This is a genomic window from Nocardia sp. Marseille-Q1738 (genome assembly GCF_965283145.1).
This window is the reverse complement of sequence record NZ_CBDIMS010000012.1, coordinates 102,243-121,195: the sequence shown is the minus strand read 5'-3', so window position 1 is coordinate 121,195 and position 18,953 is coordinate 102,243. Positions and strand designations below refer to the sequence as shown.

Here is an 18,953-nt window from a genome sequence, read left to right as displayed (position 1 = left end):
AGCGCACTAGAGCGTCACGCAGCTCTTCGCTCTGGGTACGGTCGGGCGCACGGGCACGTGTCGGTGCCCTCGGGCAGGATGAAGCGCATGACCACGGCGACCGATGTCTCTTCGATCGACCTCACCGCCCCCGACCTGCGCGAACATGCCGAGCAGCTGGTGCGCGAGCTGGCGGGGCCCGATGCGCGGCTGCGGGAGGATCAGTGGACCGCCATCGAGGCGCTGGTCGTGCGGCGGCGTAGGGCGCTGGTGGTGCAGCGCACCGGCTGGGGCAAATCGGCGGTGTATTTCATCGCCGCCAAGTTGCTGCGCAGGGGCGGTCGCGGGCCGACGGTGATCGTGTCGCCGCTGCTGGCGTTGATGCGCAACCAGGTGGCTGCCGCGCAGCGCGCCGGGGTGGTCGCCGCCACCATCAACTCGGGCAATGTGACCGAATGGGACGAGATCCACGCGCAGGTCGCCGCAGGCGCGGTCGACGTGCTGCTGGTCAGCCCGGAGCGGCTGAACAACCCGGATTTCCGAGATCAGGTGCTGCCCCGGCTCGCGGCGGACGCGGGTCTGGTGGTGATCGACGAAGCGCACTGCGTCTCGGACTGGGGCCATGACTTCCGGCCGGATTATCGCCGGATCCGGACGCTGATCGCCGACCTCGGCTCCGATGTGCCGGTGCTCGCGACCACCGCCACCGCCAACGACCGGGTGGTCACCGACGTCGCCACCCAGATCGGCACCGACACCCTGGTGCTGCGCGGCACGCTGGATCGCGAGTCGCTGCACATGTCGGTGGTCCGCTTCGACGACGCCGTGGAACGCACCGCCTGGCTCAGCGGTCACCTGCACCGGCTGCCCGGCTCCGGCATCGTCTACACCCTCACCGTCGCCGCCGCCCACGATCTGGCCGACGTATTGAACTCGCACTGCCACAACGTCGCCGCCTACACCGGCCAGACCGACCCCGCCGAACGCGAGGCCTTGGAGGCCGCGTTGCTGAACAACGAGGTGAAGGCGCTCATCGCCACCTCCGCGCTGGGCATGGGATTCGACAAACCCGACCTCGGCTTCGTCGTGCACGTCGGCGCGCCCTCCTCGCCCATCGCCTATTACCAGCAGGTGGGTCGCGCCGGGCGCGGCACCGATCGCGCGGAGGTGGTCCTGCTACCCGGCCCCGAGGACGCGCGGATCTGGAGTTACTTCGCCTCCGTCGCCTTTCCGCGCGAGCACATCGTGCGGGCGGTGCTCGACGCGCTGGACTCCGATCGGGCGCTGTCCACCGCGGCGCTGGAACCGCTGGTGGAGCTGAACCGCTCCCGGCTGGAGATGGTGCTGAAGGTGCTCGACGTGGACGGCGCGGTGCGCCGCGTGCGCGGCGGCTGGATCGCCACCGGCCAGCCCTGGACTTACGACACCGAACGCTACGAGCGCTTGTCCCTCGCCCGCGAGGCCGAACAGCAAGCCATGATCGACTACCAGTCGACCTCGCGCTGCCGGATGGAATTCCTGCGCCGTCAACTCGACGACCCGGGACTACCCGCCGATTCCGGGGCTTCGCCCGGCTGCGGCCGCTGCGACAACTGCACGGGCAACCGTCCCGACCGCACTGTCACCGCCGAAACCGTCGCGGCGACCAAGGCTCGTCTCGACCGTCCCGGCATCGATCTCGCGCCACGCAAACAGTGGCCCACCGGCATGGCGAAACTCGGGATTCCCTTGTCCGGCAAGATCTCCGGTGGCGCCGAGACCGGCCGCGTGCTCGGCAGGCTGTCCGATCTCGGCTGGGGGCAACGCTTGCGGACGCTGCTCGACGGCCCCGACGCCCCGGTCCCCGACGCGGTCTTCGACGCCTGCATCGCCGTTCTGCGCGAATGGGATTGGGCAACTCGCCCCACGTCGGTACTCGCGCTGGAATCCGCACGTCATCCGGTGCTCACCGCCAGCCTCGCCGCCCGGCTCGCCGAGGTGGGCCGCCTGCATGACCTGGGCATCCTGCGCTCCCGCCCGGACCGGCCGCCGGTCTCCGCCGCGAACTCCGCCCATCGCGTCGCAGGACTGTTCGACTCGTGGGAAGTCCCCGACCTCACCGCCGTATCGGGCCCGATCCTGCTGGTGGACGCCATCACCGACACCGGCTGGACGTTCACCGTCGCCGCCCACGCACTGCGCGCGGCAGGCGCCGACGCGGTCCTGCCGTTCGCGCTGGCCACGCCGACGTAGCGGCAGGGTGCGGTGGCAGCACACGGAACAAGCCGGCCGCGCGAATCCGTACAGACCCGCAAGCGGCCGACCCGGACACACCGGTCTCTGCGATCAGAGACTGAGGGTCGCCCGTAGTCGCGCGTCGAGGGATTCGGTCTCCGATGGTGTCAGCACGTCGAGGTATTCACTGAGCCAGGGGCGGTAGGCGCGGTGCAGTTCGAGGGTGTCGGCCCAGCCGTGCTCGGTCTTGGTGGCCAGCACGTGACCCGGGTCGGCGTCGCGCAAGGGGATGACGTGCAGCCAGGGGTAGCGCGAGGTGATCACCGCCGAATCGGATACCAGCACGACCGTCATGCGCCGCGGGAACGGCGTGCCGTCGCTGAGCGTCGGGGCATAACGCCAGATTTCACCGCGTCTCATGCTCTGTCGCTTTCGGCGTGAGCGGGCCCGCCATGGCTACGCACGCTCATGCCGCGCCGCTGGCGTCGTCTTCGGCGGCCTGGGTGAGCGTCACGTCGTCGTATGCGGCGGCCAACTCGGCCTCCTCGTCGATGATCAGGGCGGTCAGGCTGTCGTGCACGAGCGTGGTGCGCACCGCGGCATTGATCACCGAGGACAGGCTGCGGTTCTGGCGATCGGCGACCTGCCTGACCCATTCCGCCACCTGAGGGTCCAACGTGACGGTCACGCGTGTCGCCTTGCTCATACCCGTATGCATACCAGAACGATGCAATACCCGTGCCCGGTTCGACGCAGTGGTTTTGCGGCTGCCTCGCCTGCACTCCGCCCGCGCGGGACTACGTCCGGTCGGCTGCCTCACTCCGCTCGGCCCCGGCGCGGACCACGGCCGCAGTTCCTCCCGCTGCGCCACTTATTCCCTCCTCTCCGCTTCCGCCCTGCGCTACGCCCGGTTGCCGGATGCCTCAGCCCCGCTCGGATTTACCTCCCGGCTCCACTACGCGTCTGCCTCTGTCTTGGCCCGCGCGGGGCCCGCAGCACGTCGGCGCGGCGGGCTGAAACCGGAGCCGCCAACTTCCGCCCACGGTATGCGGACGGTGTGTTCGACGCGCGGGATACTGGTCCGCCTTTCGGCCCACGCGTGCTAGGAACCGGACCACATCCGGCTGCGGCCGTTAAGGTCGACACGTGGCCCGCAAATCCGCTGCGTCGGCGCTCGAACTCGAGGTCGGCGACCACACGATTCGCATCTCCAACCCGGACCGGGTCTACTTCCCGGAAACCGGCGCGACCAAGCTCGACTTGGTGCAGTACTACCTGAGCGTCGGGGACGGCATCGTCAACGCGCTGCGTGACCGGCCCTGCATGCTGCACCGGTTCCCGAAGGGATTGGCCGGTGACAAGGTGCACCAGAAGCGGCTGCCCGCGGGCGCGCCGGACTGGATTCCGACTGTGCGGGTGTACTTCCCGCGCTACGGCAGGCATGCCGACGAACTCTGCGTCGAGAAGCTCGCGGATGTCGTCTGGGCCGTGCAGATGTCGACGGTCGAGTTCCATCCGTGGAACTCCCGCGCCGCCGACACCGAACGTCCCGACGAGTGGCGCATCGACTTGGACCCGATGCCGGACTGCCCGTGGTCACGGGTGCAGCGCGTGGCGGGCGTCGTGCACGAGCTGCTCGACGAGCTCGGTGCCGTCGGCTGGCCGAAGACCTCCGGTGGCAGGGGACTGCACGTGTACGTCCGGATCGCGCCGAACTGGGGGTTCCAGGAGGTGCGCCGGGCGGCGCTCGCGTTCGCCCACGAGGTGGAACGTCGCGCGCCGGATGACGTGACCACCACGTGGTGGCGTCGCGACCGCGACCCGGCAATGCTGTTCGTCGACTACAACCAGAACGCGCGCGACCACACGATCGCCGCCGCCTACTCGGTGCGCGGCGTCCCCGCCGCCACGGTCTCCACCCCGGTGCGCTGGGCGGAGATTCCCGACATCGATCCGCGCGACTTCACCATCTCCACCGTCCCCGCCCGCGTCGCCGAGCTCGGCGACCTGCACGCCGGCATCGACGACGCGGTGTTCCACCTGGATCAGCTGCTGGAGTGGGCGGACCGGGACAAGGTGGACGCGGAGCTGGACGAGCAAACCGATCAGGACCAGAACTAGCACCGCGTCGGCGGACACCACACGCCACCGCCCACGCGGCGGTGCTACGGTCGCAACGGCGAGTCCGACCGCCGTTCGTCCCAGCGCGACCACGTCGTACTGCACTGAAGGAGGTCTATCCGTGCGCGAGCGTCAGCGAGCGAACCGAGGACACAGTGCGCCCTCGCGCACGACGGAGCCGAGCGCCGGCGAGGCGCAGTCGTGAACCGCCCGGCAGTACCCATCGCCATCGGCCCGACCGAACCTCCCCCCACGCTGGTGGAGAAGGCGGTGCTGGAGGCGGGCGCCGCGATTGCCGACCTCGACGAGGCGCGCGGGCTGATCTGGGTGGGCGGACCCGGCGAGTTCCCGGACGAGCTGCCCGCATCCCTGGAATGGGTGCAGCTGTCGGCCGCCGGGATCGAGGACTGGTTCACCGCCGGCATCTTCGCCAAGCATCCGCACATCCGATTCACCTCCGCCGCAGGCGCTTTCGCGGCGAGCGTGGCCGAGCACGCGCTCATGCTGCTACTCGCGGGCGTGCGTTACCTGCCCGAGCATCTGCGCGCGGCGGGGTGGCGACAGCAGGACTTCTTCCCGCACGTCGGTACGCTGCGCGGCAAGACGGTGACCATCGTCGGCGCGGGCGGCATCGGCCGTGCGCTGATTCCGATGCTGATCCCGCTCGGCGCGCACGTCATCGCGGTGAACCGCAGCGGTCGTCCGGTCACCGGCCCGGGTATCCCGGCCACCGTCGAGACGATCTCCGCCGACCGTATCGGCCGGATCTGGCCGCGTACCGATCACGTGGTCATCGCCGCGCCCGCCACGCCCGCCACCAGGCATCTCATCGGCGCGGACGAACTCGCCCGGCTCAAGCCGTCGTCCTGGATCGTCAACGTCGCCCGCGGCAGCCTGATCGACACCGACGCGCTGGTGGCCGCGCTGGCCTCGGGCGCGATCGGCGGCGCCGGGCTCGACGTCACCGATCCGGAACCGCTGCCGGACGGTCATCCGCTCTGGGTACTGCCGAATTCCATTATCACGCCGCATGATTCGAATCCGCCGCAGCTGCGGTTGGCGGCATTCGCCGATCACGTCGGCGACAACGTCCTGCGGTTCGTCACCGGACGCCCACTGCTGGCGCCGATCGATCGCGAGCGCGGGTACTGAGCAGAAAAAGCCTGGGTCGCAGCGAGTCCCACTGGCACACCAGACGACGCCGGAACTCGAAATCACCTGCCGCGACACGTCGCTCGGCCGGGCAGCTCGGCTGAGGAATTCCTCGAACACCACGGTCTTATCGTTCGCGTAGTGCTGGACGAACTTCCAGCCAGTTCATAATGTGCCATTGACAACTGGCACATTCATAACTGATTCTTAGGGTATGACAAGGTCAACGAGGACCTCGGCTCCCGGCGTTCCCGCCGCGCCTTCCCCGCACGCCACCGTGGCCGCGGCCGCGGCCCGACTCGGTATGCGGCCGCTGAACTGCGCGATTCCTATGAACACAGCGGGCGTCTGGTTTGCCCGCAAGCTCATCGCCACAGTGATGGCCCTCGGCGGGCCCGTTCCGCCAGGTACATCCGTCACAAAGGTCCGGTCCGGAAAGGTGCGCGGCGAATGGGTCCGGGCGGCCGGTGTACCTTTCGGCTCGCAGGCGATCTACTACATCCACGGCAGCGGCTACGTGATCTGCTCGGCCCGCACGCACCGTGGTATCGCGGCCCGGCTGTCGAAGCAGACCGGGCTTCCGGTCTTTCTCACCGACTACCGGCTCGCACCCGAACACCGGTTCCCCGCCGCGGCCGACGACGTCGAGGCAGGCTACCGCTGGCTGCTCGACCGGGACATCGCCGCGGAAGACGTGGTGATCGCCTGCGATTCCGCGGGCGGGCATCTCGCGCTGGACCTGCTGGTCGAGAACGGGCGCCAGAGCAGGCCGCAGCCCGCCGCGGTCGCGATGTTCTCCCCATTACTCGACCTCACCCTCGGTATGGCTGCCGAGCAGGAGCGTGTCCGCACGGACCCGCTGATCTCCGCCGCCGCGGCGAGGCGGCTGCCCGCGTCCTATACCAGCGGTCAGCCCGCGGATGCACCGCGTCTGCGGCTGACGATCCCGCACGGCATGGCACTGCCTCCGATCCTGGTGCAGGTCGGCGGCACCGAGATGCTCCGCGCCGACGCGCAGGCCCTGTGCGACATGGTCCGTCGTGCGGGCGGCAGCTGCGACCTGGAGATCTGGCCCGGGCAGCTGCACGTCTTCCAGGCCCTTCCGCTGGTGGTGCCCGAGGCCGACCACGCCCTCGCCCGCGCCGCCGACTTCCTGCGCGCGGCGCTGATCGCGACCTCCACGAAGAAGGTGAGTTGAGATGTTCGGACTGGATCGGTGGGCGGGCCTGGGCAGATCCCGCCGCACGCACGGCGCGCGAGCCGTGGTCACCGGCGCGGGCAGCGGCATCGGCCGGGCATTCGCCCTGGAGCTCGCGGCGCGCGGCGGCCAAGTGATCTGCGCCGACATCGACGAGGCACGCGCCGACGAGACGGTCGCCCTGATCGAACGCACCCACCCCGGCGCCGCGCACGCCTTCCGTTGCGACGTGGCGCGGCGCGAGGATGTGGAACTGCTCGCCCACTTCGCCGACACGCTTTTCGAGCGCCCGGTCAGCTTGGTGATCAACAACGCCGGCGTCGGCATCGGCGGTAAACCCGTGGGCCGCATCGGATTCGACGACTGGCAGTGGGCGCTGGACATCAATCTGTGGGGCGTCGTGCACGGCTGCGAGGTCTTCGCGCCGCGGCTGCGCGCCACCGGGCGCGGCGGCATCATCAACGTCGCTTCGGCCGCCGGATTCGCCGCGGCGCCCTCGATGGCCGCCTACAACGTATCGAAGGCGGGCGTGCTGTCGCTCTCGGAGACCATGGCGGCCGAACTGAGCGGCACCGGGGTCGCGGTCACCGTCCTGTGCCCGACGTTCGTGCGGACGAACGTCGCACGCGACGGCCGGATCACCAAGGAATCCGCGCAGCTGGCCGACTTCCTGATGCGGTGGACCGGCTTCTCCCCCGAGCGCGTCGCGCGCACCGCGCTGGACGCGCACGACCGCGGGCAGCTCTACGTCCTGCCCCAGCTGGACGCGCACGTCGTCTGGCTGCTGAAGCGGTACTTCCCCGCCCGGTACACCTACGTCCTCGGGCTGCTGGATCGGCTACTGCCCCAGGACGACTCGACCACCACCGGCGGCACGCCGGTCACCGACAAGACAGGAGTCTGACATGGCCATCACGATGGACTTCGACGACATGCTCCGCAAGATCAAGGACCGCCAGTGGGCGCTGGCCGACATCGACTGGGACGCGCCCGGCGCCGAGACGATCACACCGGAACTGCACGCCAAGCTGAAGCCGTTCATGGCCGACCTGATGTGGATCGAGAACGTCGGCGCGCGCGGCTTCGCGGCAATGGCCAAGAAGGCGCCGAATGAAACGTTGCGCGAGATCTACCGTTACTTCCACGCCGAGGAGCAGAAGCACGCCAACGCCGAGCTGGCCCTGATGCGCCGGTGGGGCATGCTCGACGGTGACGAGATCCCGCAGCCCAACGTGAACGTCAAGCTGGTGATCGACTTCCTGGACAAGTACTCCGACGACATGTCGCTGTCGTTCCTCGGCACCGTGATCCCCATGCTGGAGGTGGCGCTGGACGGCGCGTTGATCAAGTTCGTCATGGACGAGATCGATGACCCGGTCTGCCAGGAGGCGTTCAAGAAGATCAACTCCGACGAATCCCGCCATCTGGCCGTCGATTTTGCGGTGATGGATCTGCTCGGGCACGCGCAGATGCGCAAGTTGCTCATCGACCTGGTCGGCGGATGGGCCAAGCCTTCGCTGGTCATCGGCGTGCTCAGCTACGTGCCGCTGCTGAACAAGATGCGCGACAACATCGTCGCGATGGGCGTCGACGAGCAGAAGCTCTACGGCGCGCTGAAGCGGTACGCGAATGTCGGCGAGCGCAGCGAATTCGCGCGCAGGCTCCCCATGTACCAGATCGTCAAGATGCACGGTGGTTGGGTGATCAACCGCGACCACCCCTACCACCTGGTGGCCGACGCGCTGGTGAAGATCACCGGCTTGGTGCCGAAGGCACTGCTGCGCAAGGACCCGACCTGGTCGAAGGAACTGACCTACGAGCCCGCCGCATGACAAGGAAACCGATGAGCACGCACACCCTCGACGTCGCCGTGATCGGCGGCGGGTTCGCCGGGATCGGCACGGCCATCCGTCTGAAGCAGCACGGAATCCACGATTTCGCGATCCTCGAACGGGGCACCGCGGTCGGTGGAACCTGGCGTGACAACACCTATCCCGGTGCGGCGTGCGACATTCCGTCGCGGCTGTATTCCTACAGTTTCGCGCCGAATCCGAATTGGTCGCACACCTACTCCGGCAGCGCCGAGATCCTCGGCTACATCGAGGCGATGGTCGCCGAGTTCCGGCTCGATCCGCATATCCGCTACCGGCACAACGTCACGGGCATCGTGTTCGACGAACAGGCCGGGGCCTGGGAGATCGCCGTCGAGGGACACCCGCACCCGGTCCTGGCGCGCACGGTGGTGCTGGCATCCGGACCGCTGGCCAACGCCGGTTTCCCGGATATTCGCGGCATCGAGACCTACCAGGGGCACAAGATCCACAGCGCCCGATGGGATCACGACTACGACTTCGCGGGCAAGCGGGTCGCGGTGATCGGCACCGGAGCCAGCGCGGTCCAGATCATTCCGGAACTGGTCGAAAAGGCCGCCTCGGTGAAGGTGTTCCAGCGCACGCCCGGCTGGGTGCTGCCGCGGATCAACCGGCGGACCACCGTGCTCACCAAGGAGCTCTACCGCCGGGTGCCCGCCACCGAACAGCTGGCGCGGCGCGCTTGGTACTACGGGCACGAGTCGGTCGCGCTGGGCGTGGTCTGGAATACACCGCTGACCAGGGTGGTCGAGCTGGCCGGCAAGGCACAGCTACGCAGACAGGTCAAGGATCCCTGGCTGCGCCGTCAGCTCACTCCGGACTTCCGGGCGGGCTGCAAGCGCCTGCTGATGACCGACGACTACTACCCCGCGCTGCAACGCGACAACTGCAAGCTGATCACCTGGCCCATCGCCCGGATCTCCGAGCAGGGCATCCGCACCGCGGAAGGCATTGAGCACCAAGCGGATTGCATTGTCTTCGCGACCGGTTTCGACGTGTCCAAGGCCGGCACACCCATTCCGGTGGCCGGGCTCGGCGGGCGAATTCTCGCCGAGGAGTGGTCGCGCGGCGCCTACGCCTACAAGAGCGTCGCGGTTTCCGGATATCCCAACCTGTTCCTGACGTTCGGACCCAACTCCGGACCCGGGCACAACTCGGCGCTGGTCTATATGGAAGCCCAGATCGACTACCTGGTCAGCGCGATCGGCACGATTCTGGACCGGGATCTGCTGATGCTCGACGTCCGCCGGGATCGGCAGGACCGCTACAACGCGGCCATCCAGCACCGGCTCGCCGCCACCACCTGGAACTCGGGATGCCGCAGTTGGTACCTCACCGAGGACGGCTTCAACGCGACCATGTATCCGGGCTTCGCCACCCAGTACGTCCAACAGCTGCGCACAGTGGATCTCGACGACTACTTGGTGGTCGAGGCGAGCGCCGACCAGCGCCGGGTCGCACCGGTTTCGTAGGTGCCGAGAGCGCGGTGGACCGGACGATAGACTCGGTCGGCAGAGTTTCCGCAGCGGGCAACCGCTCCGCTCGGCGCCGTGGTCAGCGAGGGAGGTGAGATCGACGCCGGAGTACCGGATCGACGATCTCGCGCGCGCCGCGGGCACCACCACCCGCAATGTGCGCGCCTACCAGGAACGCGGGCTGCTGCCGCCGCCGGTCGGCAAGGACGGGCGGGCCAGCATCTACGACGACTCGCACCTGGAGCGGCTGCGCCTGATCGACGCGCTGCTGCAGCGCGGCTTCACCACCGCGCACATCGCCGACTTCATCACCAGCTGGGAAACCGGCAAGGACCTGACCGAGGTGCTCGGGCTGCAGCACGCCGTGACCGCGTCCTGGGCCAAGGACGAGACCTTCGAGGTGCCGCGCGAGCTGATCGGCACCATCCTCGGCGCCGAGGCCGACGAGCTGGTCGACCGCCTGCGTGAGATGAAGCTGGTCCGGCTCGAGGGCGAGACGGTGGTGTTCACCGACACCCAGCTGCTCACCTCGTTCGCCGAACTGCACGAGTACGGTCTCGAACTGCGCACGCTCATCGAGATCTACGCCAAGGTGGCCGACCGGATCGATGACATCACCCACATCATGATCACCGCCGCCAAGCAGCACATCATCGACGAGCACGGACCCGGCTGGCTTCCGGACACCAGCAGCGAAATCGCCGACACCACCACGATGCTCAACAAGATGCGCGAGCTGGCGGTGGCCTCGGTGCACGCCACGCTGGCCCGTTCGCTGGACGTCACGCTGCGACGCGAACTCGGCGACTACCTCGCCACCGCCGCCGACCGCGAGCGCAGGCGCAGCGAATCCCGGCCCGAGATGCTAGGCGGCGACTCTCGCTAGCGCCCACTGAACCCACCCGCCGCGACGTACCCTCCTAGGCAAGTACAGCGTGCCGACCTTCGACGGATGGAGTCGCCGTGGCGTCCGACCGAGCCAGAATCCCTCCACAGCGGCTGGTGCGGGCCGTCGAATCGGTCCGCACGGTACTGGCCGTGGCGTTTCGCAAGCTGGTGCCGGGACACATCGCGCTGATGGAGCTGATCGCCGCCGGATGGATCACGCAGGCCATCCACGCCGCCGCGGTGCTCGGGGTGGCCGATGAACTCACGAAAGGGCCGCGATCGAGCGCGGAACTCGCCGCCGCGGTCGGCGCCGACGAGGACGCGTTGCGGCGCCTGCTGCGGCTGCTGATCAGCTACGGCATCTTCACACAGCGTCGCGACGGACGCTACGCGCTCACATCGATGGCGCGGGCACTGCGCCGCGACGCGGACGTGTCGCTGCGCGACGCGGTGCTGTTCTTCGGTTCCGCCACCCACCGCAACCACTGGTCGCACCTCGTCGACGCCGTGCGGACCGGCCGGCCCGTCGGCGAAGAACTGGACGGGATGCCGTTCTTCGACTACGTGCAGCGCGATCGCGAACTCGGCGAGCTGTTCGACCGCGCGATGACCAGTATCAGCACCCTGGCGATGGAACCGTTGCTGGCGGCCTACGACTTCGGCCGCTACGAAACCCTCGTCGACGTCGGCGGCGGCGAAGGAGCACTGCTCACCGAGATCCTGCGTCGCTCGCCGCGCTCGCGCGGCATCCTGTTCGACCTTCCCGAGGTGGTGGCCGCCGCGCCCGCCCGGCTCGCCGGACTCGGCCTGGCCGAACGCTGCGCCGTCGAAAGCGGATCGTTCTTCGACAGTGTCCCCAAGGGCGGCGACGCCTACATCCTCAAACACATCCTGCACGACTGGGCCGAGCCGGACGCGGGACGCATCCTGGGTGCACTGCGAGCGGCGATGGAGCCCGATGCCCGGCTGCTGATCATCGAACTCGTGGTTCCGGAACACACCGGTCCGCACCCGAGCAAGTTCATCGACCTGGAGATGCTGGTCAACGCGGGCGGCCGGGAACGGACCGAGGCCGAGTACCGGGAGTTCCTCGCCCGCCACGGGTTCACCCTCACCAGGTGCGTGCCGACGGTCTCGCCCGACAATGTGCTGGAAGCGCGGCCGAGCTGAAAACCCGAGCGCTCCGCTACCGCGCCGCTGGAAGCACGAACGCGAGGGTCGCGATCCCGATGGAGCCATCCGACATGCACGTGGCGCGCATCGGCTTGCCGACGTTCGTCTGCTGCGACTCGAAGCCGCTGTAGTAGCCGAATACCGGGCCGGACCCTGGCGGCACGTGAAAACCGAGGCACTCGGCGTCCAACACCGCCGATCCCTCACCGCTGTGGCACAGGGCGGCCGCGTCGGTGACACCGCGGTCGACATAGCAGCCGGTCGGCACCGCCCCTGCCGGCCCCGCGCCGATGAAGACAAGACCAACCCCGATACTCAGCAGACCGATCGCCCCGCCTGCTCGCCGCATGATGGTGTGCACCGCAATCCCTCCTCGGCAGATCTCGGCCAATCCTGGTCTTGCTGTGCGGGGCCGCCCCATCGCCCTCGCATCCCTGCTCTCCTGATATTTCAGCAGAACCGGACGGACGGGTCGAGTGCGACACCAGCGCAAATAGAGGGCGGTGCGATCGCGACGAAATCGCGATGCACGTCGCCGAACGTGCGCTACTTTCCCGAAGGGCCCGCGAGGGACCGCCATGCGTCGACAGCCCGAATCGGCGACAGCAGCATAGGAATCCGCGCCACCTCGACTGTGGTAAATGGTCTCGGGCATCGTCTTGGCATGTGAGATCCATCACTTCCAATGCGGCGGCGGTCGAAGCTCGCCAGTCCGTTGGAGGTCCGATCCGGGACTCGAAACCCACGCTGCCGTAGCCGATGCGGCTCCCCAATGGCCAGAGCGGAAATCACCATGGTCTCGCGGCGTGAACCTGCACAAAGCGGCCCTCTGGAAAGCCTTTCCCGGGCCGAGCGCCGCGACACCCGCCACGGACCGCACCGAAGGACATGGTCTTGCGTCCGCGAATGCGAGGAGGCGTCGTACCGCAAATCTTGGTAGCGCACATGAGATCTCCGGTCCGGCTATGGGACCGCTAGGCTACGGACAGCGTCGGCGGGTTCGAGTGAGGATGTGATTCGGCCGTGGATTGGACCTTCACCCCGGACGAGTTCGCCCATATCTGGCGTGAAACCGACCTGGATCGCCACCCGTATCCGCTGCGGATCCTGGAGACGCCGCGCACCGAAGACGAGGCGGAGAAGCTGCGCATCGCCCTCGCCGAACGGCTACCGCTCGGCCGCGACCCCGACCTGTCGGCCTGCCTGCGCATTCTGGCCGAGCCGCACACCAGGATCGTCGCTATCGGTGGCGCACACCGGCCGGGCAGCGAACTGCGGCTGCTGGCCGCCGCGATCTACGACCGCGCCGTGCTGGCGGTGCAGGAACCCGGGTCGAGTCCGGATTACGGTGGCCGCGTGCGTGTTTCGATCGGACACAGCTCGAAGTTGGGCCAGCGGATCGCGGCGCTGCTGCCGAAGACGCCGCCGGGCAAGGAACCTCCTCGCGTCGCGTCCGGCGACGCGGTGCGCGATCAGGAGACCGTGCCCGCGCGCCGATCTGCCGCGCCGCGGATCCGCAAGCTGCTGCTCGAGCCGCACACCGCCGAGGGGCACATCAGAATCGAACCGCGGCTGGACCGTCCGGCTCCGCCCCCGCCGATCCACTACACCTGGATCGACGTGCGCAACGACGGACGGTACTTGATCAAGGCGGGTGACGAGGTGCACATCACCCCGGCCTCATCCGAGCAGATCGCCGCGCAACTGCAGAAACGCATTCCCGCTTAGCTCACGTCGGCGGCCGGGACCGACGACTTTGCTGACCCGGCACCGGCTTCCGGTTAATCTGGGGCCTACCGACCGATCTCAGGGGTGAGCGATGACGATCGAGACCAGCCGAGCCGATATCGCCCGATTCAAGGAGGCGGCCCAGGCCGGGACCGTTCAGTTCGATCCGGCGGCGGCGCGGCAGTGCGCCGAAATGTACGACCGGCAGGCCGATCGGCTGCTCCACCTACAGCAGCGCCTCGAATCGGCCGCGGAACTCGGGGGATTCGGTGGTTTCGTCTCCGCGCAGCAGTTGCAGGCCGGTTTCGGTCACAAGGCCCGGGACGCCGCGGCCCTGCTCGACCACTACATCGAGGCGGCCTACCGGATGAAGGAAGCGTTCCTGATCAGCGGCGGCCTGTTCGAGGAGGCCGACGCCGCGCATGCCGCCGCTCTGCGCGCCATCGAGTCGAGGCTCCCGCGATGAGCGGCTCCGATCCCACCTACATCAGCTCGATGGAGCATTTCGAGTCGATGCGGCACGAGGAGATCTACGCCAAAGCCCAGCAGATCGACGCCGCGCAGGTGCTGCGCGCCTCGACAACCTGGCTCGAGGCGGCCGGAGCCCTCACCACGTCGTTCCCGCTCACGCAGGGCGGCGTCGACCGCGTGATGGACTCCGTGGAGTGGAAAGGCGCCGCCGCTGACGCGGCCCAGGCCAGCGCACGCAGTATCGCGGCGGCGGCCGACGAACTGGCGGCGGTGCTCGGCCAGGTCGGCGCCCGGCTCGGCGGGGTCGCCGCCGCCGCCGAGGCGGTGAAGCTCGCGGTGATGCCGCCCGGCGATTCCGGACCGATCGGTGCCATCGCGAAAGCTCTGGAGGCCGCTCGCGTCATCGACGCGCAGATGGCGCAGGAAGCACTGCGCCAGGAAGCCCTGCTCGCGATGAACATGGTCTACAAGCCTGCCTACTCCGCAGCGGGTACCGCCGTGCCCGCGCTGCCCGATCCGCCCGCCATTCCCGCCGCGCCGTCCGCACCGCGGGTGGGCTCGCCCGGCACGCCCAGATACGCGACGCCCGAGCAGGTTCTTCCGAACGACCAATCGGCCCCGGACACAGCGCAACCCGCGCCCGCCGCACCGGAATCGTCCGAGCCGTCACACAACCCGGTGCCGCCAGCCCAGCCGAAGCCCGACACGCAGCAGCCTCCGACGGCGCCACCCACCCAGCAGGCTCCCCCGCCGCAGGAAGCTCCTTCCACCCAGCAGACACCGCAACCCACGCCGTCCGCACCGCCGACACCGCCCACGCAGCAGGCACCGCAGCCCACGCCGTCCCCTCAACCCGCACCGCCGACACCGTCACCAGAGGCTGCACCGCCGACGCAGCAGGTGCCACCCACAACTCCGGCACCGCCGAGTCCTCCTCCAGCACCGCAGGTCCCGGAGCCTCCGCAAGCGCCGAGCCCGTCCGCACCCCCGCCTCCGCCACCGCAGCCGTCGCCACCACCTGCGCCGCAGACCCCGGAACCGGCACAACCGCCGAGCCCACCCCAGGCGCCGCCGGCGCAACCCCCGGTTCCCGGCCCGGCCGGGCCCCCGGTCGAGTTGCCGGACCCAGGTGGCCAGCCCGGCGTCACCGGCCCGGTGGAGGGCAACCAAGGGCACATCCCCACCACCAACCAACCCGGCGTCGTCCCGTCCTGATCGCCGTCAGCGCGCGTCCGCTCTAACGCGTCGGCAGCAGATCGAATGCCGGTATGTGCCTCGGTTTTACGACCAGGAAGTGCTTCACGTCCAAGGTTGCGACGGCTCGCGCCCCGAGACGTTCTGCAACAGCGATGACCGATACATCCACGGCACCAAGTGGCAGGTCGGCATATCTGAGGATCAATTCGTGTATCCGCTGTAAGTTGTGCCTGCGCCGGTGCTCACAGCGTGTCGAACCCCGCAGGATCTCGCGGTTGATCGGCCATCGGCCAGGTGGACTGCGATCGGACTCGCCCGTGGCCACGCGGAGTGTGGCCGTGCCTGGTTGATGCCTGCGGATTACACCTTGACCAGGTCGTCGGCGTGGATGACGGGGCGTTGCATGGTGTCGGGGAGTTCGTCGGTGGAGCGGCCGAGCATGCCGGCCAGTTCGGTGCTGTCGTATTCGACGACGCCGCGGGCGACGATGCGGTTGTCGGGGGCCACCAGGTCGACCACGTCGCCGCCGTAGAAGCGGCCGCGGACACCGACGATGCCGGCGGCGAGCAGGGATCGGCGCCGGTACGCCACCGCTTGGACCGCGCCGTCGTCGATGAGCAGCGCGCCGCGGCTGTCGGCCGCGTGCCGGACCCAGAACTTGCGCGCGGACAACCGGACCGGGCGGGCGGCGAACGCGGTGCCGACGGTGCCGGTGGTGAGTGCGGTCGCGGCCGAGGTGGCGGCGGCCAGGAGGACTGGCACGCCCGCGTCGGCGGCCAGCCGAGCCGCGGACAGCTTGGACGCCATGCCGCCGGTGCCGAGCGCGCCACCGCTGCCCGCGATCACGCCGTCCAGGTCGGCGCTGCTGCGGACCTCGGGGATGAAGGTGGCCGCGCCCTTGCGGGGATCGCCGTCGTACAGGCCCTCCACGTCGGACAGCAGCACGAGCGCGTCCGCGCCGACCAGATGCGCGACCAGCGCGGCCAGCCGGTCGTTGTCGCCGAAACGGATCTCTTCCGTGGCGACGGTGTCGTTTTCGTTCACCACCGCGACCGCGCCGAGCGAACGCAGGCGATCCAGGGTGCGCTGCGCGTTGCGGTGGTGTTCGCGGCGGGCGAAGTCGTCGGCGCTCAACAGCACCTGGCCGACCGTGCGGCCGTAGCGGGCGAACGAGGTGCCCCACGCGTGGGCGAGCGCCAGCTGTCCGACGCTCGCGGCCGCCTGTTTCGTGGCCAGGTCACGCGGACGACTGGTCAAGCCGAGCGGCGCGATGCCGGCGCCGATCGCGCCGGAGGACACCACGACCACATCGGACCCCGCGCGCATCCGCGTCTCCACCGCGTCCGCGAGCCGATCCAGCCGCGCGGTGTCCAGGCCGCCTTTCAGGCTGGTCAGCGCGGACGAACCGATCTTCACCACGACCCGCCGCGCCGACGCGATCGCCAGCCGAGCCTCGCTCAGGCCCGACGAATCCGTCTCGGCGGTCACCGAAGTCACCTGCATCGCCACCGAACTCCCTGCGCCACGATCGAATCCACAGTGGTCGGAGCGGGTGCCATGATCCGCGCCCGCTCGGGAACGATCGAGCCCGACCCGCGGTGCACGCACCGCGACCACGCCACGACTCGACCGTCGTCCACGTCCTACTCCTCGTCTTCTTGCACCAACCCGCGCCGCACCCGGGACGCGTGCTTGCGCTCGGCCGCGCTCACTCGGTCGGTCTGCTCCAGCCGGACATCGGTGCCGCGGCCGGTGGGCACGATGTCGATGCCCGCCGAGATCTGCGGCTCCCACTCGAAAGTCACGTCGCCGATGGTCACCGGCGCTCCCGGCTCGGCGCCCAAGCGCACCAGTTCGTCCTCGACGCCGAGGCGGGCGAGGCGGTCGGCCAGGTAGCCCACGGCCTCGTCGTTGTCGAATTGGGTTTGGTGCACCCAGCGCTCCGGCCGGGTGCCGCGCACGATGAAGCCGCCCGGCTCCTCCGGGTCCGCGATCACGCTGAACCCGGTCTCGTCCACCGCGATCGGACGGATGACCGGGCGCTTGGGCGCCGCCTTCGGATGCTCGTCGCGGTACTTGCGCACCAGGTCGGCGAGGGCGAACGTCAAGGGGCGCAGGCCCGCCCGGCTCACCGCGGAGATCTCGAACACCGGCCACCCTCGCTCGGTGAACTCCGGGGTCACCATTTCCGCGAGCTCGGCGGCGTCGGGCACGTCGATCTTGTTCAGGATCACCACTCGCGGCCGGTCGGCCAGGTCGCCGAGCCCGGCGTCGGCGCTCAGCGCCGGTCGGTAGGCGGCCAGTTCGGCCTCGAGCGCGTCCACGTCGGAGACCGGGTCGCGCCCCGGCTCCAGCGTGGCGCAGTCCACCACGTGTGCGAGCACCGCGCAGCGCTCCAGGTGCCGCAAGAAGTCCAGGCCCAGGCCACGGCCATCGCTGGCGCCGGGGATCAGGCCGGGCACGTCCGCGACGGTGAAAGTGGTATCCCCACTGGCGACCACACCGAGGTTGGGCACCAGCGTGGTGAACGGGTAGTCGGCGATCTTCGGCTTCGCCGCCGACAGCACGGAGACCAGCGACGACTTGCCCGCTGACGGGAAACCGACCAGCCCGACGTCGGCGACCGACTTCAGCTCCAGCACCAGATCGAGCTCTTCGCCGTCCTCACCGAGCAGCGCGAAACCGGGCGCTTTGCGCGCCTTCGAGGCCAGTGCGGCGTTGCCCAGCCCGCCGCGTCCGCCGCGGGCGACGATGAAGCGGTTGCCTGCACCGACCAGGTCGACGAGCACCTTGCCGTCGTCGTCGAGCACCATCGTGCCGTCGGGCACCTTCAGCACCAGGTCGGCGCCCTGCTTGCCGTCCCGGTTGCCGCCCTCGCCCGGCTTGCCGTTGCCCGCCTTGGCGTGCGGGTGGAAGTGGAAGTCCAGCAGGGTGTGCACGTTGGAGTCGACCTCGAGGATCACGTCTCCGCCGTTGCCGCCGTTGCCGCCGTCGGGTCCGCCGAGCGGCTTGAACTTCTCCCGGTGCACCGAGGCGCATCCGTGGCCGCCCTTGCCCGCACGCACATGCAGTACGACACGGTCGATGAACTTGGACATACGCCGAATCATCCTCCTTCGGGACTGGTCGTACTCAGGGCTGTCGTCGCGAAAACACGAAAAACGGGCCAGGGTATCGAGACCCTGACCCGCTCGTTGTTGTCCGGAAGTGGTTCGGCGGTCAGGCCTGAACCGGCTCCGGGACCACGATGTTGATGGTCTTGCGTCCACGCTTGGTGCCGAACTCGACCGCGCCCGCCGCGAGGGCGAACAGGGTGTCGTCACCGCCACGGCCGACGTTCACGCCGGGGTGGAAGTGGGTGCCGCGCTGACGCACCAGGATCTCGCCCGCCTTGACCGTCTGGCCGCCGAAGCGCTTGACGCCGAGTCGCTGGGCGTTGGAATCGCGTCCGTTCCGGGAGCTGGACGCGCCCTTCTTGTGTGCCAT

Annotated in this window: 18 protein-coding genes; 12 read left to right on the top strand and 6 right to left on the bottom strand. The window is 69.1% G+C overall.

Translation table 11 applies throughout. The features are described 5' to 3' along the window. Window positions 1–87 precede the first annotated feature (87 nt). Window positions 88–2,211 (top strand): RecQ family ATP-dependent DNA helicase, encoded by a 2,124-nt coding sequence (locus ACWPXK_RS31065; RefSeq protein WP_454199724.1) that lies wholly within the window; start codon window positions 88–90, stop codon window positions 2,209–2,211. Between the two features lie 93 nt (window positions 2,212–2,304). Here ACWPXK_RS31065 and ACWPXK_RS31060 read toward each other — a convergent pair whose 3' ends face one another. Next, entirely contained in the window at window positions 2,305–2,613 is a 309-nt protein-coding gene (locus ACWPXK_RS31060) for a hypothetical protein (protein ID WP_228838422.1), read from the bottom strand. Between the two features lie 46 nt (window positions 2,614–2,659). Beyond that, a complete protein-coding gene (locus ACWPXK_RS31055) occupies window positions 2,660–2,899 on the bottom strand; it encodes a hypothetical protein (protein WP_454199723.1) in 240 nt (79 codons plus the stop codon). Window positions 2,900–3,339: 440 nt separating this feature from the next. On the opposite strand from ACWPXK_RS31055, the gene ligD reads away from it, so the two are divergent. The 8 genes from ligD to ACWPXK_RS31015 all read left to right on the top strand — a co-directional run bounded on the left by ligD (window position 3,340) and on the right by ACWPXK_RS31015 (window position 12,068). Continuing rightward, window positions 3,340–4,314 (top strand): non-homologous end-joining DNA ligase, encoded by a 975-nt coding sequence (ligD, locus tag ACWPXK_RS31050; RefSeq protein ID WP_454199722.1) that lies wholly within the window; start codon window positions 3,340–3,342, stop codon window positions 4,312–4,314. 201 nt (window positions 4,315–4,515) lie between these two features. Then, window positions 4,516–5,466, top strand: coding sequence for a D-isomer specific 2-hydroxyacid dehydrogenase family protein (locus tag ACWPXK_RS31045; protein WP_454199721.1), 951 nt, complete (start codon window positions 4,516–4,518; stop codon window positions 5,464–5,466). Between the two features lie 214 nt (window positions 5,467–5,680). After that, window positions 5,681–6,664, top strand: a complete 984-nt coding sequence (locus tag ACWPXK_RS31040; RefSeq protein ID WP_454199720.1) for an alpha/beta hydrolase — start codon at window positions 5,681–5,683, stop codon at window positions 6,662–6,664. A 1-nt stretch (window position 6,665) separates the two neighbouring features. Next, window positions 6,666–7,568, top strand: a complete 903-nt coding sequence (locus ACWPXK_RS31035) for an SDR family NAD(P)-dependent oxidoreductase (RefSeq protein WP_454199719.1) — start codon at window positions 6,666–6,668, stop codon at window positions 7,566–7,568. Window positions 7,569–7,575: 7 nt separating this feature from the next. Then, on the top strand, window positions 7,576–8,496 hold the full coding sequence (locus ACWPXK_RS31030) for a ferritin-like domain-containing protein (protein ID WP_454199799.1): 921 nt from the start codon (window positions 7,576–7,578) through the stop codon (window positions 8,494–8,496). 11 nt (window positions 8,497–8,507) lie between these two features. Then, the gene (locus ACWPXK_RS31025; RefSeq protein WP_454199718.1) at window positions 8,508–10,007 is read left to right on the top strand and encodes a flavin-containing monooxygenase; all 1,500 of its coding nucleotides are present in this window, start codon (window positions 8,508–8,510) and stop codon (window positions 10,005–10,007) included. A gap of 94 nt (window positions 10,008–10,101) precedes the next feature. Further along, on the top strand, window positions 10,102–10,896 hold the full coding sequence (locus tag ACWPXK_RS31020) for a MerR family transcriptional regulator (protein ID WP_454199717.1): 795 nt from the start codon (window positions 10,102–10,104) through the stop codon (window positions 10,894–10,896). 77 nt (window positions 10,897–10,973) lie between these two features. Then, window positions 10,974–12,068, top strand: coding sequence for a methyltransferase (locus ACWPXK_RS31015; protein ID WP_454199716.1), 1,095 nt, complete (start codon window positions 10,974–10,976; stop codon window positions 12,066–12,068). 16 nt (window positions 12,069–12,084) lie between these two features. Here ACWPXK_RS31015 and ACWPXK_RS31010 read toward each other — a convergent pair whose 3' ends face one another. Next, window positions 12,085–12,432 (bottom strand): hypothetical protein, encoded by a 348-nt coding sequence (locus tag ACWPXK_RS31010; protein WP_454199715.1) that lies wholly within the window; start codon window positions 12,430–12,432, stop codon window positions 12,085–12,087. Window positions 12,433–13,094: 662 nt separating this feature from the next. On the opposite strand from ACWPXK_RS31010, the gene ACWPXK_RS31005 reads away from it, so the two are divergent. From ACWPXK_RS31005 to ACWPXK_RS30995, 3 genes are all read left to right on the top strand, one after another. Further along, window positions 13,095–13,799 carry an ESX secretion-associated protein EspG gene (locus tag ACWPXK_RS31005; RefSeq protein ID WP_454199714.1) on the top strand — a complete coding sequence of 235 codons (705 nt, stop codon included), beginning with the start codon at window positions 13,095–13,097 and terminating at the stop codon, window positions 13,797–13,799. Between the two features lie 91 nt (window positions 13,800–13,890). Further along, entirely contained in the window at window positions 13,891–14,265 is a 375-nt protein-coding gene (locus tag ACWPXK_RS31000; protein ID WP_454199713.1) for a hypothetical protein, read from the top strand. Beyond that, a complete protein-coding gene (locus ACWPXK_RS30995) occupies window positions 14,262–15,485 on the top strand; it encodes a hypothetical protein (RefSeq protein ID WP_454199712.1) in 1,224 nt (407 codons plus the stop codon). The genes ACWPXK_RS31000 and ACWPXK_RS30995 overlap by 4 nt, the downstream gene beginning before the upstream one ends. Before the next feature lie 342 nt (window positions 15,486–15,827). Here ACWPXK_RS30995 and proB read toward each other — a convergent pair whose 3' ends face one another. The 3 genes from proB to rpmA form a co-directional block, all read right to left on the bottom strand. Then, window positions 15,828–16,928 carry a glutamate 5-kinase gene (gene proB, locus ACWPXK_RS30990; protein ID WP_454199798.1) on the bottom strand — a complete coding sequence of 367 codons (1,101 nt, stop codon included), beginning with the start codon at window positions 16,926–16,928 and terminating at the stop codon, window positions 15,828–15,830. A 182-nt stretch (window positions 16,929–17,110) separates the two neighbouring features. Then, window positions 17,111–18,565 carry a GTPase ObgE gene (obgE, locus tag ACWPXK_RS30985; protein ID WP_454199711.1) on the bottom strand — a complete coding sequence of 485 codons (1,455 nt, stop codon included), beginning with the start codon at window positions 18,563–18,565 and terminating at the stop codon, window positions 17,111–17,113. 121 nt (window positions 18,566–18,686) lie between these two features. Beyond that, window positions 18,687–18,953, bottom strand: coding sequence for a 50S ribosomal protein L27 (gene rpmA / locus ACWPXK_RS30980; protein ID WP_364327556.1), 267 nt, complete (start codon window positions 18,951–18,953; stop codon window positions 18,687–18,689).